Origin of the sequence: Thalassotalea sp. SU-HH00458, assembly GCF_040362795.1 — a bacterium.
Taxonomy (GTDB): Bacteria; Pseudomonadota; Gammaproteobacteria; order Enterobacterales; family Alteromonadaceae; genus Thalassotalea_H; species Thalassotalea_H castellviae.
In genome coordinates this window covers 133,429-156,980 of the sequence record NZ_BAABWW010000009.1, presented here as the reverse complement: position 1 = coordinate 156,980, position 23,552 = coordinate 133,429, and the positions used below count along the sequence as shown (strand labels likewise).

The 23,552-nt window shown below is 36.2% G+C and carries 16 protein-coding genes; 10 read left to right on the top strand and 6 right to left on the bottom strand.

What is annotated here, in order from left to right; genetic code table 11:
• Positions 1-39: 39 nt before the first annotated feature.
• On the bottom strand, positions 40-2,592 hold the full coding sequence (mutS, locus tag ABXH06_RS14425) for a DNA mismatch repair protein MutS (RefSeq protein WP_353518684.1): 2,553 nt from the start codon (positions 2,590-2,592) through the stop codon (positions 40-42).
• A gap of 456 nt (positions 2,593-3,048) precedes the next feature.
• Here mutS and ABXH06_RS14420 point away from each other — a divergent pair, with 456 nt between their 5' ends.
• Positions 3,049-3,264, top strand: a complete 216-nt coding sequence (locus tag ABXH06_RS14420; protein ID WP_311583118.1) for a hypothetical protein — start codon at positions 3,049-3,051, stop codon at positions 3,262-3,264.
• Positions 3,265-3,267: 3 nt separating this feature from the next.
• On the top strand, positions 3,268-3,564 hold the full coding sequence (locus tag ABXH06_RS14415; RefSeq protein WP_311583121.1) for a hypothetical protein: 297 nt from the start codon (positions 3,268-3,270) through the stop codon (positions 3,562-3,564).
• Positions 3,565-4,226: 662 nt separating this feature from the next.
• Here the strand turns inward: ABXH06_RS14415 and ABXH06_RS14410 are convergent.
• Complete coding sequence (locus ABXH06_RS14410) at positions 4,227-5,075, bottom strand: LysR family transcriptional regulator (protein ID WP_311583127.1); 849 nt, start codon at positions 5,073-5,075, stop codon at positions 4,227-4,229.
• Positions 5,076-5,225: 150 nt separating this feature from the next.
• Between ABXH06_RS14410 and rimK the strand changes: the two genes are divergently transcribed.
• The 4 genes from rimK to ABXH06_RS14390 are packed head-to-tail and all read left to right on the top strand — an operon-like array spanning position 5,226 to position 8,512.
• Positions 5,226-6,131: a 30S ribosomal protein S6--L-glutamate ligase gene (rimK, locus tag ABXH06_RS14405; protein WP_311583133.1), complete on the top strand. Its 906-nt coding sequence runs from the start codon at positions 5,226-5,228 to the stop codon at positions 6,129-6,131.
• A gap of 17 nt (positions 6,132-6,148) precedes the next feature.
• A complete protein-coding gene (locus ABXH06_RS14400; RefSeq protein ID WP_311583139.1) occupies positions 6,149-7,174 on the top strand; it encodes a succinylglutamate desuccinylase/aspartoacylase family protein in 1,026 nt (341 codons plus the stop codon).
• A gap of 8 nt (positions 7,175-7,182) precedes the next feature.
• Positions 7,183-7,620, top strand: a complete 438-nt coding sequence (locus tag ABXH06_RS14395; RefSeq protein WP_311583142.1) for an ATP-dependent zinc protease family protein — start codon at positions 7,183-7,185, stop codon at positions 7,618-7,620.
• Between the two features lie 13 nt (positions 7,621-7,633).
• On the top strand, positions 7,634-8,512 hold the full coding sequence (locus ABXH06_RS14390) for a mechanosensitive ion channel family protein (protein ID WP_353518662.1): 879 nt from the start codon (positions 7,634-7,636) through the stop codon (positions 8,510-8,512).
• An 82-nt stretch (positions 8,513-8,594) separates the two neighbouring features.
• Here ABXH06_RS14390 and ABXH06_RS14385 read toward each other — a convergent pair whose 3' ends face one another.
• Both ABXH06_RS14385 and ABXH06_RS14380 read right to left on the bottom strand, forming a co-directional pair.
• Positions 8,595-9,449 carry a mechanosensitive ion channel family protein gene (locus tag ABXH06_RS14385; protein ID WP_353518661.1) on the bottom strand — a complete coding sequence of 285 codons (855 nt, stop codon included), beginning with the start codon at positions 9,447-9,449 and terminating at the stop codon, positions 8,595-8,597.
• A gap of 9 nt (positions 9,450-9,458) precedes the next feature.
• A complete protein-coding gene (locus ABXH06_RS14380) occupies positions 9,459-10,097 on the bottom strand; it encodes an MlaC/ttg2D family ABC transporter substrate-binding protein (protein WP_311583152.1) in 639 nt (212 codons plus the stop codon).
• A gap of 463 nt (positions 10,098-10,560) precedes the next feature.
• Between ABXH06_RS14380 and recA the strand changes: the two genes are divergently transcribed.
• Complete coding sequence (gene recA / locus ABXH06_RS14375) at positions 10,561-11,589, top strand: recombinase RecA (protein ID WP_311583155.1); 1,029 nt, start codon at positions 10,561-10,563, stop codon at positions 11,587-11,589.
• Between the two features lie 103 nt (positions 11,590-11,692).
• Here the strand turns inward: recA and ABXH06_RS14370 are convergent, their stop codons facing one another.
• Positions 11,693-14,518: a DUF2339 domain-containing protein gene (locus ABXH06_RS14370; protein ID WP_353518660.1), complete on the bottom strand. Its 2,826-nt coding sequence runs from the start codon at positions 14,516-14,518 to the stop codon at positions 11,693-11,695.
• Positions 14,519-14,815: 297 nt separating this feature from the next.
• Between ABXH06_RS14370 and ABXH06_RS14365 the strand changes: the two genes are divergently transcribed.
• Positions 14,816-15,763, top strand: a complete 948-nt coding sequence (locus tag ABXH06_RS14365) for a homoserine O-succinyltransferase (protein ID WP_311583158.1) — start codon at positions 14,816-14,818, stop codon at positions 15,761-15,763.
• Positions 15,764-15,820: 57 nt separating this feature from the next.
• Complete coding sequence (metH, locus tag ABXH06_RS14360; protein ID WP_353518659.1) at positions 15,821-19,519, top strand: methionine synthase; 3,699 nt, start codon at positions 15,821-15,823, stop codon at positions 19,517-19,519.
• Between the two features lie 34 nt (positions 19,520-19,553).
• On the opposite strand, the gene radA is transcribed toward metH, so the two are convergent.
• Entirely contained in the window at positions 19,554-20,915 is a 1,362-nt protein-coding gene (gene radA / locus ABXH06_RS14355; protein WP_353518658.1) for a DNA repair protein RadA, read from the bottom strand.
• 141 nt (positions 20,916-21,056) lie between these two features.
• Between radA and ABXH06_RS14350 the strand changes: the two genes are divergently transcribed.
• On the top strand, positions 21,057-23,510 hold the full coding sequence (locus ABXH06_RS14350; RefSeq protein WP_353518657.1) for a PilZ domain-containing protein: 2,454 nt from the start codon (positions 21,057-21,059) through the stop codon (positions 23,508-23,510).
• The last annotated feature ends 42 nt before the right edge of the window (positions 23,511-23,552 follow it).

The window sequence follows — 23,552 nt, the reverse complement described above, 5'->3', positions numbered from 1 at the left end:
GTTTTTTTGTACTTTCTTTTTAGCAGTATGAATACATACTTATAGTTTTTCTTTTAGTTGAAAAAGTAAATCAAGTGCTTGTTTAGGGCTTAACTCATTCACATCTATCGCATTTAAATCATTGATCACAGGATGGTTATTATCTATTAATGCCAATTGTTCAAACGCTTGTTCAGCAGGCGAAATTGACGGTGCTTGTTGGTTTTCAAGCTCCGTCAAACGTTGTTTTGCGCGTTGAATAACGGATCTTGGTACACCCGCTAACTGCGCGACTTGCAAGCCAAAACTTTTACTTGCAGCACCTTCTTGCACGGCATGCATGAAAATAATTTTTTCTCCATGCTCTAAGGCGTCTAAATGTACATTGGCTAAGCTGTCTATTTGCTCAGCCAATAACGTCAGCTCAAAATAATGACTGGCAAAAAGAGTGAAAGCTTTCGTTTTAAGTGCGAGCATCTCAGCACAAGCCCAAGCTAATGAAAGCCCATCGTAAGTGCTTGTTCCTCGGCCAATTTCATCTAATAGTACTAAACTTTTGTTGGTCGCATTATGTAAAATATTAGCGGTTTCAGTCATTTCAACCATAAAGGTTGAACGGCCACTCGCGAGATCATCAGACGCGCCAATACGGGTAAAAATTCTATCTACTAAGCCTATTTTTGCCGCACTTGCTGGTACATAACAACCAATGTGAGCAAGCAAAACAATTAATGCCGTTTGTCGCATATAAGTAGATTTCCCCCCCATATTTGGCCCAGTGATGATCAACATTTTTCGCTGTTCTGTTAATACAACTGGGTTGGCGATAAAAGCCTCTTCTGTCATTTGCTCCACCACAGGGTGGCGACCCGCTTCTATATCTATTCCGCTTTCTATAACTAATTCGGGCTTCACATAGTTTAGGGTTTCAGCACGTTCAGCAAAGGTATTTAACACATCTAATTGCGCAATTGATTGTGCAAGATTTTGAAGTTTTTCTAAGTGAGGGAGCACTTGATCAAATAGTTCATCATACAGGCGTTTTTCAAGTGCTAAAAATTTACTTTGCGCCGTTAACACTTTTTCTTCATGTTGCTTTAATTCATTGGTAATAAAACGTTCGTTATTTTTTAACGTTTGTCGACGAATATAATCATCAGGAACTTGGTGAGAGCTACTGCGGCTTATTTCAATATAAAAACCATGTACTTTGTTATAGCCAACTTTTAAGGTTTGAATACCCGTTCTTTCTTTTTCACGGGCTTCTAGTTGTGCTAAAAATTCTGTTGCACCGTCACTTAAGTCACGTAGCGTATCAAGCTCGCTATGATACCCCTTTGCAATGACGCCACCATCTCTAATAAGCACAGGCGGATTTTCAACAATGGCTTCGTCTAGTAAATCTGCCAGTGTATCTATCGGCAAAGTATGTTTGGCTAAGGTTGCTAAATGCTGGTTATCGCGACTTTGGATAAGTGCTTGTAAATGAGGAAGTTGAAATAAAGCATTTCTTAGTCGGGCAAAATCTCTAGGGCGTGCTGAACGTAAAGCAATGCGAGCGACAATTCTTTCAATATCACCAATTTGTTTAAGTTGTTGAAACAATTCTTCTTGCATATCGCGAGATAAAATTTCAGCAATCGCATTTTGGCGAGCGTTTAACGCTGTTAAATCGCGTAAAGGAAAATGTATCCATCGTTTCAATAATCGAGAGCCCATGGCGGTGGCTGATTTATCAAGAATAGCCGCTAAAGTATTTTCGTTCGTGCCTTGTAAGTTTTTCGTTAATTCTAAATTGCGTCTAGTTGCAGCATCTAAAATCACACCTGATTGGGCCGATTCAGCGATAATAGAGCGGATGTGAGGCAAAGCACTACGTTGTGCATCTTGAACATATTGCATTAAACAACCGGCAGCACATAAACCAATATGTTGTTCATCAATACCAAAGCCTGATAATTCTTTAGTACCAAATTGCTTATTTAAAATGGTATGAGCCGTTTGTATATCAAACTCCCAATCGGGTCGACGACGTAAGCCTTTCATTCCATCAATCACAGAAAATGCATCAAAAGTTTCTGGGTATAAAAGCTCTGCTGGAGATAGTCGCTGTAATTCTGCTTGAAGTTGTTCACGAGTTGTTGATTGGCAAACGACAAAGCGACCACTGGTCATATCAAGGTAAGCTAAGCCAAAACCTTCTTTGTTTTCATAAATAGAAACCAATAAGTTATCTTGTTTGTCTGATAATAACGCTTCATCACTGACCGTGCCGGGGGTGACAATTCGCATTACTTTTCGCTCTACAGGCCCTTTACTGGTTGCGGGATCGCCGACTTGCTCGCATATTGCAACAGACTCACCTAATTGAACTAACTTTGCCAAATAATTTTCGACAGCATGATAAGGCACACCAGCCATTGGAATAGCGTTGCCGCCTGTTTTTCCACGTGCGGTCAGTGATATATCTAATAAATCTGCGGCTTTTTTTGCATCATCAAAGAATAATTCATAAAAATCACCCATACGATAAAAAACAAGAATATTAGGGAATTCCGCCTTTATAGTTAAGTATTGGCGCATCATAGGGGTGTGTTGTGATAAATCTGTCATGTTTTTATTGTGCTTTTTATTTAAATTTGAATGACTCAAACCAACGCCGTTTAAGTTAGTGAAAATAGAACGTTCGAAATCGCTCGAATGTTCGTTAAGGTAAAATACTAACGTCGATTTTTTTATAGTCGTTGTCAATTAATGTTTAAAGATAAGTCCTTCTCATTGGGACTTTCTTAGAGTCTCTTAATGATACTGATATAAAAATATTTCTGCTATGGCAATCGGTGCGAATAGTAAAATAAATTAACTTTAAGGTTACATAAACTAATCAGATTACTTTTCGGATCTCGGCGCAATATTAAGTAAGTTTCTAAGTAATAAATTAAATCCCCTTCCATTATTCAATCAATTTTTTTGATTGATAAAACGAAAATATTTCGCTTTTCTATTTTATATTTTCGGCACATTATTTACTCGAAAATCCAATGATGATTATTTTTATAAGGTAAAGAAATGATTATTGATACATATGATGAAACAGAAACAATCAATGACGAATTCGACTCAGGTATTGCAGGTTATGAAATTGCTTATAGTTCTACACAAAAAACTATGACAAGAAAATCTGCCAAGCAAAGGGATCGTATTAGACAGCGATTAGATTCGTTATGTGAAGCAAAAGTGCTTAATAAACAACTAAATTCGTTTAGTGACTATTGGGATATGTAACCTATGTTTAACACAAGAGTAATAGCGATGAAGAAAATATTAGTAGTGATAGCGGCGTTATTTGTTCCGTTAAATTTTGCCAACAGTGAAGAAATGGAATTATCGCAATTAGTTGCCGACACCGATTATGTCATTAGTTTACTGATGCAATGTAAAAAAGATGCGGAAGAAGATGAAATTGCTGAAATTGATATGAATGATTACTTAATTACTTGTATTAATGATGAGTTAGAGATGAGTGATTATCAACCTATTAGCGTATTGCCTAAGGTTGACGATATTCCTATTAACGTTAACTAACTCAGTCTTTTAGGAACGTTTTACTTAACTCAAATTTTTTAGCTCATTTTAAAATAACAACTATTTAACTTTGTAAATAGTTGTTTAAATCAACAAAGTGGGCTGACTAATTTGAGTTACTTTATTTCAAGAATAACTTTCGGCTTAATCAAGGTTTCATCTTAAAAGCTCAACATGAGAATTTGATAAAAGTTGGCTAATACAAATAATATTTGTCGGCATAAAAAGTCGCAACTGTGACAAAGCCATTGTAGTCATAATGAATAAACTTACTTTTGATTATTGCTAAATATATCGGTGATTAAGGTGTTTTCAAATCAAGCAATAATTTAATGGTTTTGTTCACTAACTTAAGAGCTAAGTGTCAGTTAATTTTTACAGTTTAAATGATTAATCAGAAGGGCATAATGTAAAGCATTGTAATTTATTGTTTTTATTGATTGGTATATATAGTGCAATAAAAAGTTTAAACAATAAATCTAATCATACCAATCACTCATCTTTGCTTTTGGGGGCATTGATTAAAAAGGCCTATAAAATGAAATTTAAATTTATTCAAACCGTACTTGCTAGCCTATTACTTGTTTCGAGCGGTCTTATTAGTATAGCTAATGCCAGATTGTTAACCATCAACACAAGCATGTATTAAAATGAAATCTTGCCTAAATAGAAACAGACGGAAATAGCTGTAACACATCTTCAATGATTTCTTTCTTTTGACTTTTAGCTAAATACGCGGCAAAAATCTCCCTTGAATAAACGGGAGCATCTTCTACTAAAAACAATTTATTACGTGCGATATATTCAAAGGTCATCTGTCTTGGCAGATAAGCACTGCCACCGGCATCTAACAAAAAATTGAGGGCAATTCTGGGTTGGCTCATATGATGTTTTGCCGGTGGTGCGTCTTGAAATTCTCGTAAGTGTTGAGCATTTACTGCTTCACCGTAATCTACCATAATGTAGTTATCTAAGGAGAATGGCTCTTTCTTTTCATTCGGCTCTGTTGTCACTAAATGTAAAGGCACTGAAGCGACTTTTTCGGTGATTAAATCTTCAACAAAAGGCTGTTCAAATAAAAATGCAATATCAATCACTCGACTTAAAATGCCTTTTCTTAATTCATTGGGCGAATAGGTATTTGTTAATAAGTTAATTTCGTCGAAATTACGATGAATTTTTTTTAGCCAATCTTGTAAGACAATATCCCAAATCGACATCATCGAGCCAATCACCAGCTGGTGCGCACCACTGTCCGCTAAACCAACATCTTGTTTCGTTTTTTGCCACATGAAAATCATTTCATTGGCGTGCTTGATCAGCCTGTTTCCTTCCGAGGTTAACTTTAAATGCTTTTGACTACGGTCGAATAATAAGACGCCTAAATCTTCCTCAAGTAGTTTTATTCGAGCGCTCACGGCCGACTGTGTAATGTATAGATTTTCTGAGGCAATTCTAAAGTGAAGTGTTCTACTGACTTCTAAAAAGGTTTTTAATAACTCTATTTTCATAAATTATCCGAAAACGCTTCTAATCAATTTTTTTGATTGAACTCATAAAAATATAGCGTTTTAATGTTTGAATTCTTCACTATACACTCACCCTAAATATTTACACCTTTTAAATTATTAAAAGGTTCAAGTGGAACGTAAGGAATTATTATGAAAGTGGCTATTTTATCAAGAAATGAAAATTTATACTCAACTCGTCGCTTAAAAGAAGCCGGCGAAGCACTCGGGCATGAGGTTGATATTATCGATACCTTGCATTGTTATATGGATATCACTAGTGCTCGTTCTCGCGTACGCTATCATGGGAAAGAGTTACCAATGTACGATGCCATTATCCCACGTATTGGTGCTTCAGTGACATTTTATGGTACTGCGGTTGCAAGACAGTTTGAAATGATGGGTACCTTTAATATCAATGAGTCTGTTGCTATTAGTCGATCGCGCGATAAATTACGTTCGTTGCAGCTATTATCAAGAAAAGGCATTGGTTTGCCCCGTACCGGTTTTGCTAGCAAGCCTGATAATATTAAAGACTTGATTAAAAATGTTGGTGGTGCTCCTGTGGTGATTAAATTGCTAGAAGGCACTCAAGGCATTGGTGTGGTTTTGGCTGATACCGCTAAAGCCGCTGAATCAATTATCGAAGCATTTATGGGCTTGAAAGCAAACATTTTAGTGCAAGAGTTTGTTAAAGAAGCAGGCGGCGCAGATATTCGTTGTTTAGTGATCGGTGGTAAAGTTGTCGCGGCCATGAAACGTCAAGGTGCAGAAGGAGAGTTTCGTTCTAACCTACATCGTGGTGGCTCTGCTGAAATAGTGAAATTATCAAAAGAAGAACGTGAAACTGCGGTAAACGCTGCTAAAGCGATGGGTTTAAATATGTGTGGTGTTGATTTGTTACGTTCGCAAAGTGGCCCTATGGTGATGGAAGTTAATTCATCTCCTGGTTTAGAAGGAATTGAAAAAGCAACAGGTAAAGACGTTGCAAGTATGGTTTTTCAGTTTTTAGAAAAAAACGCTAAACCCAATAAAACGCAAACACGCGGTAATGGTTAACTTTAGGAAAAAGTGTGATGGATGTTTTACGTATAGGTGAATTTGAAATTTTACCCGGTGAACAAAAGAAAATTAAATTACCGGTTGCCAAATTATATACCGATGCTGATGTTTCTTTACCTGTGCATATTATTCGGGCAAAGAAACCAGGCCCTACTATTTTTGTGAGTGCTGCGGTACATGGTGACGAGCTCAATGGTATTGAGATCATCAGGCGTTTAATTAACCAAAATAAATTTAAAATTATTAAAGGGACTGTGATTGCGGTACCTATGGTGAATGTTTATGGCGTAGTAAATCAAAGCCGCTATATGCCTGATAGACGCGACTTAAATCGTTGCTTTCCAGGCTCAGCAAAAGGTTCATTGGCGGGGCGAGTTGCACATATATTTCTAAATGAAATTGTCAAACATTGTGATTATGGTATTGATTTACATACGGGAGCGATACATCGTTCAAACTTACCACAAATACGTGCGAATATGCTTGATGCTGAAACTAAAGAATTAGCTGAAGTGTTTGCGGTACCTGTGGTATTAAATTCTAATTTAGTTGATGGCTCATTACGTGAATCGGCCATTAAAAATGAAACGAAAATATTATTGTACGAAGCAGGAGAAGCGTTAAGGTTTGATGAGTTTTCTATTCGAGCCGGCATGAAAGGCATTTTAAATGTATTACAACATTTAGGCATGAAACGAAAAAGCAGTGCCACAAAACGTAAGAAAATCGTTCCTTTTATTGCCAATGGAAGCCAATGGGTTAGGGCCAATGCAAGTGGTATAGTGCATAACGTAGTTGAATTGGGAGATCAAATCACCCAAGGGCAAGTGTTAGCCGAAATAGGCAGTCCTTATGGTGAAGTGCTTGATTGTGTAATAGCAACGCGTTCAGGTATTTTAATTGGCAAGCAAAATATTCCGTTAGTACAAGAAGGTGAAGCAATGTTTCATGTTGCTTACTTTAGTGAAGATGACGAAGAAATTGCCGAGCATATTGAAAATGTACAAGAACAGTTATTACCAGAGCATAACGATATTTAGGAATGAGTATGAGTGCGGAAAATAAAATAATTATTGGTTGTTTAGAATCGATTGCTTTACCTGAACTTGCGATAGATGATTTACAAGTTAGGGTAGATACCGGTGCAAAAACTTCTTCATTACATGTTGATAATATAACTAAAGTGACTAAAAATGGTAAACGGTGTGTTAGTTTTGATATTCACCCTGACGCCTATAACGTTGATACCATTGTTCATTGTACAGCGCCGATTAGTGATATTAGAAAAGTAAAATCATCGAATGGTAACACTGAGCAACGTTATGTTATACGTACGCCTGTTGTGCTTGGCAGCGAAAAATGGTCTATTGAGATAACGTTAACTGACCGTTCTGATATGAGTTATTTAATGTTGTTTGGCCGAGAAGCGATTGGAAATAAATTTCTGGTTGATCCATCACAGGTTTTCTTAGCGATGAAAACGTAAAGAAGGGGAACATATGAATTTTGCTAACATTAAAGCGATATTAGCGACACCTATTTTTACTATTTCTGAGCAACCTATTTCTTTAGGGGAATTATTATTAATTCCCCTCATTATTTACGTTGGGTTAGTACTCACTAAATGGACGACAAGATTTGTTACACATCGTTTAACAACTAAAAAAACAGATCCTAACCTTATTCACCTATTGCAACGTGTTTTATACGTAACAGCGATAACCATTTTATTTATTACCACACTTGATCTTATTAATGTTCCTATTGCTGCCTTTGCTTTTTTATCTGGTGCTATTGCTATTGGTTTTGGTTTTGGTGCGCAAAATATTATTAATAACTTTATCAGCGGTTGGATCTTAATGTGGGAGCAACCAATTCGTATTGGTGATTTCTTAGAAGTTGAAAATGCCAAAGGGGTAGTAGAAGAGATCAATACTCGATCAACACGGATCAGACGAGTTGATGGCGTACATTTATTAATTCCTAACAGCAAGTTACTCGAAAATACAGTTGTCAACTGGACACTTAAAGACAGCTTAGTACGAACGAGTGTTCGTGTTGGCGTTGCTTATGGTAGCAAAGCAAAGTTAGTGGCTGATTTGATTTTAGAGGCAACCTTAGCTCAAAACGAAGTATTAACAGATCCTAAACCAGTCGTTAGCTTCGAAGATTTTGGTGATAACGCCTTAATTTTTGAAGTCAATTTTTGGATAAATTCTAAAGTTGAAGGTGGCTTGCGAGTTACTCGCAGTAATATTCGTTTTACTTTAGATGAATTGTTTGAACAACATCAAGTGGTTGTTGCGTTCCCTCAACGAGATGTTCATCTAGATGGCTCTTTAACGCTTATCAAGGAAGACGATAATCTAAAAAGTTAAACGAAAAACTTTAAAGAATATCAACCGTAAAGCATGAAAATGGAAGTAAGTGGTTATTACTTCCATTGAGCAAGAATAGTTTTTATTTTTCCTTGGCTATTTTACTTTTCTGTTCAAACCATAAACGCATAAAATCAGCTGTGAGTTTTTGCTCTATTTCTAATGCCGTTTCTGTGGGGCAAAAAACGGTAAAGAATACTTGCGTATCACCAATATCAGAAGTAGCGACTTGAATATGTGGCTCTGGACCTGCAATGTTGATATCTAAGCGATTTTCAATAAGCTGATTATATCGCATCGCAACATCTTTAAAGTCTGCACAATACACGTTTGCTTTTTCATATAATTGATCAATAAACTCAAATGGATTGACACTATCATCTCTTACAATAGTGAAATGGTGCATCGCATAGCGCTTTAAAAAATTGAGGTTTTTAATCACAGAAGTAATCAGCTGACTATTCGGTAAATAAAGTGTTTTACCCGTATATTGATAACTGTCTTTATCTACTTCTAATAAAGTCAGTTTTGCCCAGTCTGTTGAGTGTACTTCACCAAAATAATTACCTACTTGAATCCAGTCACTAATCCTAAATGGTCGACTCGATAAAATATAAACAAAGCCAATGAAGCATTGAATAAACTCACGAGTTGCTAAAACAATGGCAACAATAAAAGCGGCAATGGAAAAGGCAAACTTTTGAATTTCTTCCGACCAAATATTAAAGATCAAGACGATCATTAAAACGGTATAAATATTATTAACGATATTAATTTGTAATCTTTTATCGTGTTTAGACTTCTTTTTGATCACCTTTACTAATAGAAATTTCAATAAATAAAAAGCACTAACACACAGTAAAGTGATCACGAACTTATTGTTAAAAAAATTGGGTGTTAATGCCGTTAAATTACTAATGTTAAACCATAAGTCCATGTAAAATTTTTAAACCCTTTTATTGCTGAGTGATGAATTATTTTGTAGTTGTAATAACGTTTGCTCTGGCCCTAATTTGTTGAAACTTGAATTAATTTCTTTTTGTTTAGATTCCAGCATGCTAATACCTTCGACCACAATATCATAAAATAACCAAGTTTCATCGTGCAATTTAATCAGTTTTACTAAGGCTTTATTGGTTTTATTTTTACCAATAATTGTCATATTCACCATAGCCACTTTACCGCTTTTCGAAATTGAACTTTTACCAATATTAATTGCTTCGTTATTATACTTACTCAATAAATGGCTGTAAGTATCGATTAATTGATTGGTTAATTCAGTTCGGAATGCTTCTTTTTGCTCTGGAGATAATTTAGCTAAATGAAGCCCTAAGACTTTATGACTAAAATATTGCGTACTTACTTCGGGCAATAAATATTGCTTCAATACTTCGCGAATATTACTACGTGATAGTTGGTCGGCATTTTTTAATGGGATCAGCGCGGTTTCAATATTTGTAAAAACATTTTTTACTTTTTCTTCCGGTAAGTTGTCATTCGCTAATACGAAAGAAGAAATTAAAAACGTTAATAATATAAATATTAAGACGAAAATATTGATGTTTTTTTCAGTGGAATTTTTCATTTTATTTTTAATTAGCCAGTACTAACAAGTGCGGTGATTGTATGGGGAAATTGAAAACAGGCAAGCGCAATAAATTGTTTATATCAATCAAAAAAATTGATTAGCGGATAATAAGTTTTAATGAATTGCTGACAAATACTTTTTTAAATTCGTTAAAACTGATGAGTTTTGAGTCTGTTGTTTTGTGATGACAAAACATTTATCTTTTTACTGGTTAACAGCATGATAAAACTACTGTACAAACAAAAAAATTCAACTAAAAATGAAATAGTAACTTTTTAGCTTGAAAACTTTAAAAGTTATTAACGTCTGAATTATACAATAAAAACAACGAATTAAAAGTCTCCGTTTTTTATTTTTAGTAAAGAAATAAAAATAATTGTAAAAAAGCTTGATACTGTACGACTATACAGTATACTTCGTCACATAAGTTAGTTTTTAGATATAAATTGTGGAGCACGAAATGGACGATAACAAAGAAAAAGCACTATCTGCAGCACTCAGCCAAATAGAACGTCAGTTTGGTAAAGGCTCAATTATGAAGCTGGGTGAAAACCGCAGTATGGATGTAGAAACCATTTCTACTGGTTCACTTGGATTAGATATTGCGCTAGGTGCTGGTGGTTTACCAATGGGTCGAGTTGTTGAAATTTATGGCCCTGAATCAAGTGGTAAAACCACCCTGACGTTAGAAGTTATCGCCGAAGCTCAACGTAATGGTAAAGTTTGTGCGTTTGTTGATGCTGAACATGCGCTTGACCCTATTTATGCTGAAAAACTTGGCGTAAACATTAATGAATTATTAGTGTCTCAGCCAGATACGGGTGAACAGGCGTTAGAAATTTGTGACATGTTAACTCGTTCTGGTGCGGTTGACGTTATTGTGGTCGACTCTGTTGCTGCCCTTACTCCTAAAGCTGAGATTGAAGGCGATATGGGGGATTCACACATGGGCCTACAAGCTCGCATGCTTTCTCAAGCTATGCGTAAGCTTACGGGTAACTTGAAGCAATCGAATACTATGATGATTTTCATTAACCAAATTCGTATGAAAATTGGTGTAATGTTTGGATCTCCAGAAACAACCACGGGTGGTAATGCATTAAAATTCTACGCTTCAGTACGTTTAGATATTCGTCGAATCGGTGCGGTTAAAGCAGGTGATGAAATTGTTGGTAACGAAACACGCGTTAAAGTTGTGAAAAATAAAATTGCTCCACCATTTAAACAAGTTGAATTCCAAATATTATACGGTGAAGGTATTAACAGCTTAGGTGAGTTAATTGATTTAGGCGTACAACATAAAATGGTTGAAAAGGCTGGTTCTTGGTATAGCTACAATGGCGACCGTATTGGTCAAGGTAAAGCAAATGCGACCAAGTATTTAACTGAAAAGCCAGAAGTTGCCAAAGAACTCGACGGTCGCTTAAGAGAGTTATTATTAACAAAAGCAACTGATAACGTTGAAAAAGAAGAAGCGGTTACTGAGTAATAAGTAGAAACAATTGCTTTAAAAACTCAAAATCAATCTAGAAAAACCATCACAACTGTGATGGTTTTCATATTTCTCTACTATTTTTATTTGCTTAAACAAACTATGGTTCGGTTTTACTTGTCAATTTTTGATACCAAAATGATGCAACCAAAATAAAGACACCTATTCCCATAAATAGGATCACTTTATGCCAAAGTAGTGCATTAGCAGCATCGAATAGTGCTAGTTTAGTTATACCTAACAAAATCAAACCAAAGCTATACTTGATGGTAAGCGTGCGTCTGTCCTTCATAAACAAAATAAGTGCGCCATGAACGGCTAATGTTGGAGCAATTAATAAGTCCAAGCGATAATTTACAAGCGCACTAAAAAGAGTAACGTAGGTAATTGCAGCAATAGAATGGAGAAATAAGTCACTATTTAAACCTAATCGTGTCTTGCTTAATAAAGCCTTTTTTTGGTCTGTAGCAGCAATTAAAAACATAACAGGAATACAAGCGTAAATGGCATTGTTAAAGGTTAACGACCAAGCCGAAATCACTAATATTCCGTTAACAACCATGATTATTAAAGTATTTCTACGTAAATGTTCTGAAACGTTAATCATGGCTAGATAAGATATCCAGAAAAAAGAAGTTACTATTAAGCCAATTAATAAACTATTACTTTGAAAGCCAATAATACTTGGAATGGAAAACCCTAAAGATATGACACCCCAACTAATGATGAATTCACAAAGTTCACACCTTGATACCTTTTTATCAAAATAGAGGGCAGAACTATACAGAACAATAAATCCAGTTAACGCTACAATGCTGTACATAAGTGTTAATTGTCCAGCAAGTAAGATAAAAATGACACTAGATAAAGCCGTAAGTAACTTTGTTTCTTTGACTATTAATTGGTGTTTGATTTTTTTAGCGAGAAATAGCGCTAAAAGTGGGGAGAACCAAAGAATCATTAAAACATTTTCATTTAATCTATGTAGAGATGAGTTAACCCAACAAACAGGAAGTAACAGATAAAATAAGATCCTAGCGGATTCTGTAACGTCTTTAAGTGCACTATCGGGGTAAAATTTTCGATAAAACTCCGACCATAACCATAATTGGATAAAGGCAGAAATTATAGAAAACTTGGCAAATAGCGGTAAGGCCGTGAAACGATAACTATTAACCATTAACCCTCCACTATAGGCGTAGAATAATGGCACTAATATTAACGTGGCGGCAAAAACTTCAATGGATAGTTGCTTGCATTGTTTAGCTCTAAACAACCAAACTAACTGAAGTAATAGAATAGTTGCACCTGTCCAATTTCCTAACCAAATATTTAAACTAGCGATTAGCAATATAGATAACCAAACAACTTCGAGTAACTGTAGGAAAGGTTTGATTTTTTTCTGTGTAAATTCATCAAAAACGTTTGAATTATTGAGTACTCGATGCCAAACACCTATAACCGCAACAATTACAATTGACAATAGCCAACCATCTATTGACTTTAACGCGGGTAAAGGAAAATATTTGGCTAATGCTGACCAACAATATACAAGTGCCAATGCTATTAAAACCTGGCTTTGGTTGACCACCGTAGTCATTTCAAATTTTCGACCGATATAAAGCAATAATATTCCTTCAACTGCCCATGCGATTCCCCAATAAGCATCACTAATTGCACTAGCAACAGCTAAAACACTCCAGAGTGTGGTTAATAAAATAAAAAAATGAGTTAGCTTATGTCTAATTTTATAGAAGAGAATACTAATAACGGAAGCAGCGATAGTATTTAAGGAAAAACTGATAGTCACCTGTGTCGAAAATATTTCGCTTGACTGAAAGAAAAGCAATACAGTTGAGCTTACTAAAGCAGCTAACAATATCAACGGCTTATGATTTGATGTATTATTTTCTAATGGGCTGTTTTTGAATAAAGTAATGACTATGTAAGTAAAGAATAGCAAGTAAAATAAATTTATTATCCAAGCAGAAACATATACAAATTCAACGCCAATTAACCACTCTAAAGCAACGATGAAAAAGGCTAAGCTTAAGTTAGCAAGCCATAGTTCACTTCTTTTATAAGCTAATATCAAACTACTAGTAATAACAAATGCCAATGACAATAAATAATACAAAGATTCAAATTGTATCGTATTCGACAATATTGGCATGGTAGAAATACCAATAACTCCCAAACCAGCAACTATTTTAATGTCCAACCATTGAGCTAAACCATGACAAACAAGTGCGATAAATAAATATAATAACAAGACGATTATATTGGGGATTATGCCGTAGACACTGCCTGAAAAGTATACCGTGCTATATGATAATAATATGCCTAAAGTAACAATGGCTGTGGCAAACTCTCCAAACCTTGTTTTGAGCTTTAAGCCAACGCCTACTCCCATAACAAGTATTGCAGCAAAGCACATTAATAACGATTTAGAACCTGCACCAAGATGATCAATGAGTAATTGCATTAAATAACCAAAACCAGCTAAGGTTAAGCCAATACCGGTTATTGTGAGAATAAAAATACCAAGCATGCCTCGTTCTTTATATGATTGATATATTTTAGTGATAGGAGAGAACCAATCGAATAACAAAGACAGAACAGCTTGGAATAATACGGTGATAAAGGATGGTTTGGCAGGTACAGAATCTTCTATCGTTTTATTGATTGCTAGATATTCATCCGCTGTTTTAGGTAATAAAGTGTCTGTTAATCGAGTTTCATTGATTATGTTAGGAGGGGGATTATCAATAGTCTCACTGAAATAATCATTAGACTGATCCTGTTGTTGATCTTTTTGCTCAAGTAATTTATTTAGTCGAGCCTCGACAGTATTTACTCTCTCACTAAATTGAAGTTTTAATAAAGCTAACTCTGACTTAAGCGCTTTAACCTCTTCGTTCATCATTACGTCCTGTAATCTTATTATTTTGCGTAGTAGTTTATTACGCGCAAGTATAATTTGCTATTTTATTATTCTACAACCAATTTAAGGCTCGGATCTTATAACGCTTGTCGATACTGACTGTAAAAAAATTATGAAAAAGTTATAAGAATTAACAAAATCATTTAGACGTCTATACGTTTAGAAGTTGACATAGCTAAAGTTAAAAGGCACAGTAGTGTCTATACTGTGTGTATGAAATATGCACACGAGTTTATTCGCTAAATGTTATGTTGAATGTCAGTGTTGTAGGTACTTTTTATGCCCATTAAAATCCCTAATGAATTACCGGCTTTATCGGTATTAGATAAAGAAAATATCTTCGTCATGTCGGAGCATCGTGCGGCTAATCAAGATATTCGCCCGATGAAAGTAGCGATTTTAAATTTAATGCCGAATAAAATTGAAACAGAAGTGCAAATTTTACGGATGTTGTCGAATACTCCATTACAGATAAATATTGATTTTGTCCGTATACATGCCAATGAGTCAAAGCATACCCCGAAAGAGCATTTAGATAACTTTTATTGTTTATTTGATGATATTAAAGACACGCAATATGACGGGTTAATTATTACAGGCGCGCCTTTAGCGTTGCTAGAATACGAAAAAGTAACCTTTTGGGATAAAATATGTGAAGTTTTTGATTGGGCAGAAAATAATGTCACATCAACTATGTTTTCTTGTTGGGCGGCGCATGCGGCTTTATATCATCATTATGGCTTGAATCGCCATTTACGAAAGAAAAAACTATCAGGTGTTTATCAACACAGCCCTGTTGATCCAAAAGAGCAGTTAACGCGAGGCTTTGAAGAGTTTTTTAATGTACCGCATTCTCGCTATGGTTATATTGATAAAGCTGATTATTTAAGTGTCTCGGAACTAAAAATTATCGCAGAGTCAGAAGAAGCGGGGGTTTATGTGGTGGCAAGCAAAAACAAGCAGCAAGTCTATTTAACAGGCCATCCAGAATACGATGCAACGACATTAGATGAAGAATACCATCGTGATTTAAATGCTGACGAAAACGCTGTTATGCCTGAAAATTATTATCCAAATAATGATGTCAACAAAATACCGCATAGCTCGTGGCGTAGTCATGGCAGTTTATTATTTACCAATTGGCTCAACTATTATGTCTATCAAATAACACCTTATTTGCTAGATGCGTCGAATATTCGAGCAAGACAGCCGGAAAACCAAGTTTAAACACATATAATTACAGTATTAACGTCGTTTTTCTTATTAGAACAAATTGAGAGTAGTATGAAGAAATCAGCATCGTTTGAAAATTTTGAACAACAATTAGCCCAACGTATTTTAATTCTTGATGGTGCTATGGGAACTATGATTCAAGCGTATAAATTTGAAGAGCAAGATTACCGTGGCGAGAAGTTCTCTGATTGGCATTTAGATGTGAAAGGCAATAATGACATGTTAGTGCTGACTCAACCTGATGTGATTAAAGCCATTCATGCTGAATACCTCGAAGCGGGTGCTGATATACTTGAAACGAATACTTTCAATGCAACGACTATTGCCATGGCTGATTACGACATGGAAGCGTACAGCGCCGAGATTAATTTAGAGGCTGCCAAAATAGCTCGGCAAGTTGCAGATGAATATACGGCAAAAAATCCAGATAAACCGCGTTTTGTCGCCGGTGTATTAGGGCCAACAAACAGAACCTGTTCAATTTCACCAGATGTGAATGATCCGGCGTTTCGTAATGTCACCTTTGATCAACTAAAGGAGGCTTATATTGAGTCGACAAAAGCGTTAATTGAAGGGGGAAGTGATTTAATATTAATTGAAACGATTTTTGATACGTTAAATGCCAAAGCTGCTATTTTTGCTGTTGAAACGGTTTTCGAATCGTTAAATATTCGTTTACCCGTAATGATTTCAGGCACTATTACAGATGCCTCAGGCCGTACATTATCAGGACAAACAACCGAAGCTTTTTATAATTCACTTCGCCATGCTAAACCTATTTCTTTTGGTTTAAATTGTGCACTTGGCCCTGTTGAATTAAGGCAATATGTTGCTGAATTAAGTCGAATTTCTGATTGTGCGGTTTCGGCTCACCCCAATGCCGGGCTACCAAATGCCTTTGGCGAATATGACTTTAGTGTTGATGACATGAATACTCATGTTGCCGAGTGGGCCGATTCAGGATTTTTGAATATTATCGGTGGCTGTTGCGGTACAACCCCAGAGCATATCAAAGGTATGGCTGATTCGGTTGCAAATATTGCACCTCGTAAAGTGGAACCTCGAAAAATTGCTTGTCGATTATCAGGTTTAGAAGCACTGACTATTGATGAAAATACTTTGTTTGTGAATGTGGGTGAAAGAACTAACGTTACCGGTTCGGCAATTTTTAAACGACTTATCACTGAAGAAAATTATGATCAAGCAATAGCGGTTGCTTTACAGCAAGTTGAAAATGGCGCGCAAATAATCGATATCAATATGGATGAAGGCATGCTCGATTCAAAAGCGGCCATGATCCGATTTCTAAATTTAATTGCGGGTGAGCCCGATATTGCCAAAGTGCCTGTGATGCTTGATTCTTCTAAATGGGATATTTTAGAAGAAGGCCTTAAGTGTATACAAGGCAAGGGCATCGTTAATTCGATCAGTTTAAAAGAAGGTGAAGAAAACTTTCGCAGCCAAGCAGAGCTATTGCGCCGTTATGGTGCTGCCGTTATCGTCATGGCATTTGATGAAGTAGGGCAAGCAGATACTCGCGAAAGAAAATATGAAATTTGTAAGCGTGCATACCATATTCTTGTGGATGAAATCGGTTTTCCTGCAGAAGATATTATCTTTGATCCCAATATTTTTGCGGTCGCTACCGGTATTGATGAACACAATAATTACGCGGTAGACTTTATTGACGCGGTCGCTGATATTAAAAAGAACCTGCCATATGCGATGATTTCTGGTGGCGTATCAAACGTATCATTTTCTTTTCGTGGAAATAACCCCGTTCGAGAGGCGATACATGCAGTGTTTTTATATCATGCCATTAAAAATGGTATGGACATGGGGATTGTTAACGCTGGTCAGTTGGCCATTTATTCTGATATTCCAGATGACTTGCGCATTGCGGTTGAAGACGTTATTCAAAACAGTGACGACGGTGCCACAGAGCGCTTACTTGATGTGGCTGAAACCTATCGCGGACAAGCGGGCAATCAAAGTAATAAAGCCGATCTAGCATGGCGAGAGTTACCGGTTAATAAGCGCTTAGAGTATTCATTAGTAAAAGGTATCAATGAATTTATAATTGAAGATACAGAAGCCGCACGTCTTGAAGCCGTTAGACCATTAGATGTCATTGAGGGGCCATTAATGGATGGCATGAATGTTGTTGGTGATTTATTTGGTGCAGGGGAAATGTTTTTACCGCAAGTGGTGAAATCTGCTCGGGTTATGAAGCAAGCCGTTGCCCACTTAAACCCGTTTATTGAAGCGGAAAAAACTGAAGTAAAATCTAACGGTAAAGTGTTACTTGCTACAGTTAAAGGTGATGTTCACGATATTGGTAAAAACATTGTTGGCGTAGTCTTACAATGTAATAACTACGATATTATCGACTTAGGGGTCATGGTGTCCTGTGAAGATATTTTACGCGTCGCCAAAGAAGAGAATGTCGATATTATTGGTTTATCTGGTTTGATAACCCCATCACTTGATGAAATGGTGCATGTTGCCAAAGAAATGAAACGCTTAGATTTAAACTTACCTTTACTGATAGGGGGAGCGACAACGTCTAAAGCCCACACGGCGGTAAAAATTGAACCGAAATATGAACATCCTGTGGTTTATGTGCCCAATGCTTCGCGCTCGGTATCCGTGGTCAGCACACTAATCTCTGAAGATGGAGATAAACGCCAAGCTTTTATCGATCGTCAAAAAGATGAATATGATCGTGTCCGTGAACGTCATTACAAAAAAGGTCCTCGTTCGAGTTTAATTTCATTAGAGGAAGCCCGTGCCAATGCTTTTCCATTAAGTTTTGAGCAATACACGCCTAAAGTACCCAACAAATTAGGGATTACTGTTTTAGATGAACTTGATTTAAATGTGGTGAGAAATTATATCGATTGGACGCCATTTTTCATGACTTGGCAGTTATCGGGTAAATATCCACTTATTTTAAAACATGACGTGATTGGTGAAGAAGCAACGAAATTATTTAATGACGCTAATGCGTTGATTGACGATGTAATAAACAATAAAAAACTAACAGCTAAAGCCGTCTTTGGTTTATTCCCTGCTCATCGTAAACAAGACGATTTAGTCGTATTTTCTAATGATGAACGTGAAGAACCATTGATGAAACTGCATCAACTTCGCCAACAAAGTAAAAAGCCATCAGGGCAGTTTAATCGTTGTTTGGCTGATTATGTTGCTGATGAAGCATCTGGCATAAAAGATTATATGGGAGCTTTTGCCGTTTCAGCTGGTTTTGGTTGTGATGAATTAGTGAAAGCTTTTGACGCTCAGTTTGATGATTACAACAGTATCTTAATTAAAGCTGTGGCCGATAGGTTAGCAGAGGCGAGTGCTGAATATCTTCATGAAAAAATACGTAAAGAATATTGGGGGTATGCGCCAGAAGAGTCTTTTGCAAATGACGATTTAATTCGTGAAAAATATCAAGGTATTCGCCCAGCTCCCGGTTATCCAGCTTGTCCAGAGCATACTGAAAAAGGCTTGTTGTGGGAATTACTCGATGTTGAAAAAAATATCGGCATGAAGTTAACTTCAAGTTTTGCAATGTGGCCAGGTGCTGCCGTAAGCGGCTGGTATTTTGCTCATCCAGACAGCAAGTATTTTGCGGTTGCCAAGTTGAAAAAAGACCAAGTGATTGATTATGCAACGCGTAAAGAAATGACATTACCGCAAGCCGAACGTTGGTTATCCGCTAATTTGGATTATGAACCTGAATAAACCCAATGAACGTTTTTGAAGCATTAGCTGTTAATTAAATAACATCTAATGCTTCGCTAAGTTTTTTCACTCCAATTACTTCCATACCGGATATTTTTTCTTTTGGCATATTATTAAATGGAACGATTGCGCGTTTAAAACCATGTTTAGCGGCTTCATTAATCCGTTCTTGCCCACTTGGAACCGGACGGATTTCGCCTGATAACCCTACTTCACCAAATACCACTAAATCTTGAGGTAATGCACGATCTCTAAAGCTTGACACTAACGCTAAAATCAAGGCTAAGTCGACACTCGTTTCTGCAACTTTAACGCCACCAACCACATTAACAAAAACATCTTGGTCGTTCATTTGTAAACCACCATGGCGATGCAAAATAGCTAATAGCATTGATAGTCTATTTTGATCGGCGCCAACCGCAACACGTCTTGGGTTACCTAATGCTGAATGATCGACTAATGCTTGAATTTCAACCAGTAAAGGCCGAGTGCCTTCCCATAAGACCATAACAATACTACCAGGGGTATTTTCTTCACTGCGTGATAAAAATATTGCCGAAGGGTTTTTTACTTCTTTTAAACCTGTGCCTGTCATCGCAAAAACACCTAACTCGTTAACGGCACCAAAACGGTTTTTATTGCCACGTAGTGTTCTATATCGGGAATCTGTACTACCTTCAAGCATGATAGAGCAATCAATACAATGCTCTAATACTTTCGGCCCGGCTAAGCTGCCATCCTTTGTCACATGACCGACTAAAATCATTGCAACGTGGTGTTGTTTGGCAAAGCGAGTTAAAAAAGCGGCGGCTTCTCGTACTTGCGACACACTGCCTGGTGCTGATTGAATATCAGCCATGTGCATCACTTGAATTGAGTCAATCACGATAATTTTCGGTTTTTCTTTCTCTGCAATATGACAAATATTTTCTACACTGGTTTCAGATAACAATTTTAATGAGTCTGCTTTGAGCCCTAAACGTTTTGCCCGCATGGCAACTTGTTGAAGAGATTCCTCACCGGTAATGTACAATGCTGACATTTGCTCTGATAAGACACACATGGTTTGAAGTAATAGTGTACTTTTACCTGCACCAGGTTCGCCACCAATTAAAATAGCGCTGCCGGGTACAATGCCTCCGCCAAGCACCCGATCAAATTCAGAAAAGCCAGATGAAAATCTAGGCAATTCAGCAAGATCAATAGTGTCAAGAGTTTGAACTTCTGTACCGACCATGCCAGAAAAACCAGATAAATTACTCGATCTTGTTGGTAGTTTTGCTTGTCTAAATTCAGAAATAGTATTCCAAGCTTTGCATTCATTACATTGTCCTAGCCAACGTGAATGTTCGGCTCCGCAGTCTGTGCAGACAAATGCTGTTTTGTTTTTTGCCATTTTTTACCTTTTAAGGGTATGGTTATTGCTTATTGTTATACTAAAATATAATGAGATGACATTTAAGATAATCAATTTATAATGATTTTACTTAAATATAACATTTTTAATTTCCACTATTGTAATGAAATAGAAGCTTGAATGACTAATAATTTTTCAAAATATCAAACTATTATCGATGACTTTCGAGGAAAAGTATTATCAAAGGATTTTGAAGCTGAGTTTTCTCATGTCACAAAGAACATTCCGAAAACTGAACGTTTTTTGTTGAAAATGGAGTTAAAACGTTTGGCTAACCCTTGTACTCGCTTGATTGATTTAAGAGGACATGTCGACGGTGAATGCCGTGCTTTTGAGCATGAAGGAAGAACACATTACCTTGATGATATTGCTATTCGAGTTTTTGAAGAGTCATTTGCCGATTATCAAGGCTATACCTTCGGTGTCTATGAAGCGGTAATGAATACCGAAAATAACTTCCGAGTTATTTATCAAAATGAAAAAAATCAAATTAAAACGCCGAATGTAACTGTAAAACCAGCCAAGGTATTTGAAAAATCACAATATCCAGCACAACTTTTTAGCTTTGGTCCTTATTTTAATCGTTCTGAAGAGCGTATGAATTTCGCCATAGCCCTTCAGGTTCATTTTTCAGATGATAAAATGGTCGAAGGGACGTGCTCTGATATTAGTGTTAATGGCTGTAAGTTTCGTTTCAACTCTGTCGAGAACATAAAAATACGCCAATTAATTACCATTCGATTTTCTGGTCTTGAAGGTGAGTTTCAGTTTGATAAAAAAGAAAAGTTTACCTATGAAGTACGTAATATTCAGATTATTGAAGGCCTCCAATTAGTTGGTGTAAGTCGAGTATATACATCACCTGAAGAAAAAGATGGTTTTAAGCAGTTTTTAAAAGGCTATATTCAAGGTAATAAGCGTCGTTATAAAATTAATTTAGATAATACTATCAAAGCTTTACAGTCTCGAAGTTTCGAACAATTTGCTTTACCAAAGTCTAATGAGTTACCCATTTTTATTGAAGATGTACAAGGGAAACTGGCGCCTCGTTTTGCATTAACTTGTCATAATAATCAAAATATTTTTCAATACTGGCAAGATGAAAAAAGACAATCGACCTTGAGTTATTTAGTGACTCCAGATCGTTTTTTAAGAATTAAAAAAGCAGCTATGTTAGGTAAGTCTGTCTTGGTGTATAGCTTTATTCATGTCAGCCAGGGCAAAATGTACTTTTATACTGCGGACAATGTGCAATTAGATGAAGATGCCGATTTTATGAGGCAATATTTAGGGTTTGCTGCGTCAAAAGAAAGCTTTGCCATAACCCAACTAAATTATCTTGCGCTAAATAGTGAATACGCCGACTCACCACTAACGTTGTCGAATACCATTGCGAAAAAAGATGAATATTTGAATATTCCAGCTTCAGACGATGTAAAAGAGTCACTGTCGAGGTTAACGGCAATTATTACCGCAACAAATATTACCAATAAAGAAATTCACGCTTTTTACCAAGCGTTACCCTTTGATAATATTAATACCAATAAACTTAAAAATTTTGGTCATAAACGTTTAGTTGAAAGTGTCAATGTCGATGATGTTGGTATCAATTATAATAATCAACGACAAGAGCCTCGTTTTGTCTATAAAACGGCTATAGTTGTAGACGCTGATGGGGTCATTTCACAAGGCATTTCTCAAGACTTCTCAACGTCAGGGTTGAAAATTGCATTAGATAAAAGCTCATTGCTTAAAAGAGGAGATGTTGTAAATATTACTTTCCCACAATTACAAAAAATTACTTCATCGTTTGACTTACAAAGTCTTCCTTATGAAGTGATGCGGGTAAACACTTCTAAAACTATTATCAATTTGCGGGTCTTTGTTGAAAAACATCAGCATATTGGCCGTGCATTTTTTAAAGCGTTAATTCAAAAGAATCGTGAAAAGCTAACGCCTGATGAATATGCCATGTTAAGTCCTGGCTTGGCAAAAGCGTTACGTAATATTTATAGCGCTAGTTTGCAAACGGTCGCTTTAATGATCCAAACAAGTGGTAGCAGATATAAAATTGAAGCTGTAACTACGAATAATAAAAACTCGCGAATTCTTTCTTACTGTAAGCAATTAAGTGATAGAAATCATCATTATAACTTGTACCCTTTATTGAGTAATATGCAAGCGACTAGCTTGATGAATACTACATTAAAGAAGTTACAAGCAGGAGACAGACCGGTTTCTGATATTTTATATATCGCAATTAACCCTGAAAATGAGATGGTTGATAAAGCGGTCACCACGAAACTTGATGAAGAGTTGCAAACCGATAAGCTGAAAAAAATATTTATTAAAAATGCCCTAAAACGTGGCGAATTCTTCTGTATTAAAGTTGTCGTTTCTCGCACTGATGATCCAGATATGCAGTATTTAAATCCAGAACTTAGTTACATTAGCTCTTATGCGATACATAGAGGTAAGCAATTAGAACAAGAAATTTGGAGTGTTGCGGGAGTTGTACAAGTTTTTGATATTACTCAAGAAGCTATGATGCGTTTTCATTTAATTGATGATTGATCAGCAATTAAATTGCGAACAGTTAAAAATGAAATTTAACTG

What these genes read in the sequence shown, in the direction of transcription:
- ABXH06_RS14415 (WP_311583121.1), top strand. Translation starts at nt 3,268, where the DNA reads ATGTTTAACACAAGAGTAATAGCGATGAAGAAAATATTAGTAGTGATA.
- ABXH06_RS14390 (WP_353518662.1), top strand. Translation starts at nt 7,634, where the DNA reads ATGAATTTTGCTAACATTAAAGCGATATTAGCGACACCTATTTTTACT.
- ABXH06_RS14350 (WP_353518657.1), top strand. Translation starts at nt 21,057, where the DNA reads ATGACTAATAATTTTTCAAAATATCAAACTATTATCGATGACTTTCGA.
- rimK (WP_311583133.1), top strand. Translation starts at nt 5,226, where the DNA reads ATGAAAGTGGCTATTTTATCAAGAAATGAAAATTTATACTCAACTCGT.
- ABXH06_RS14370 (WP_353518660.1), bottom strand. Translation starts at nt 14,518, where the DNA reads ATGATGAACGAAGAGGTTAAAGCGCTTAAGTCAGAGTTAGCTTTATTA.
- recA (WP_311583155.1), top strand. Translation starts at nt 10,561, where the DNA reads ATGGACGATAACAAAGAAAAAGCACTATCTGCAGCACTCAGCCAAATA.
- ABXH06_RS14420 (WP_311583118.1), top strand. Translation starts at nt 3,049, where the DNA reads ATGATTATTGATACATATGATGAAACAGAAACAATCAATGACGAATTC.
- ABXH06_RS14395 (WP_311583142.1), top strand. Translation starts at nt 7,183, where the DNA reads ATGAGTGCGGAAAATAAAATAATTATTGGTTGTTTAGAATCGATTGCT.
- ABXH06_RS14385 (WP_353518661.1), bottom strand. Translation starts at nt 9,449, where the DNA reads ATGGACTTATGGTTTAACATTAGTAATTTAACGGCATTAACACCCAAT.
- metH (WP_353518659.1), top strand. Translation starts at nt 15,821, where the DNA reads ATGAAGAAATCAGCATCGTTTGAAAATTTTGAACAACAATTAGCCCAA.
- mutS (WP_353518684.1), bottom strand. Translation starts at nt 2,592, where the DNA reads ATGACAGATTTATCACAACACACCCCTATGATGCGCCAATACTTAACT.
- ABXH06_RS14410 (WP_311583127.1), bottom strand. Translation starts at nt 5,075, where the DNA reads ATGAAAATAGAGTTATTAAAAACCTTTTTAGAAGTCAGTAGAACACTT.
- radA (WP_353518658.1), bottom strand. Translation starts at nt 20,915, where the DNA reads ATGGCAAAAAACAAAACAGCATTTGTCTGCACAGACTGCGGAGCCGAA.
- ABXH06_RS14400 (WP_311583139.1), top strand. Translation starts at nt 6,149, where the DNA reads ATGGATGTTTTACGTATAGGTGAATTTGAAATTTTACCCGGTGAACAA.
- ABXH06_RS14365 (WP_311583158.1), top strand. Translation starts at nt 14,816, where the DNA reads ATGCCCATTAAAATCCCTAATGAATTACCGGCTTTATCGGTATTAGAT.
- ABXH06_RS14380 (WP_311583152.1), bottom strand. Translation starts at nt 10,097, where the DNA reads ATGAAAAATTCCACTGAAAAAAACATCAATATTTTCGTCTTAATATTT.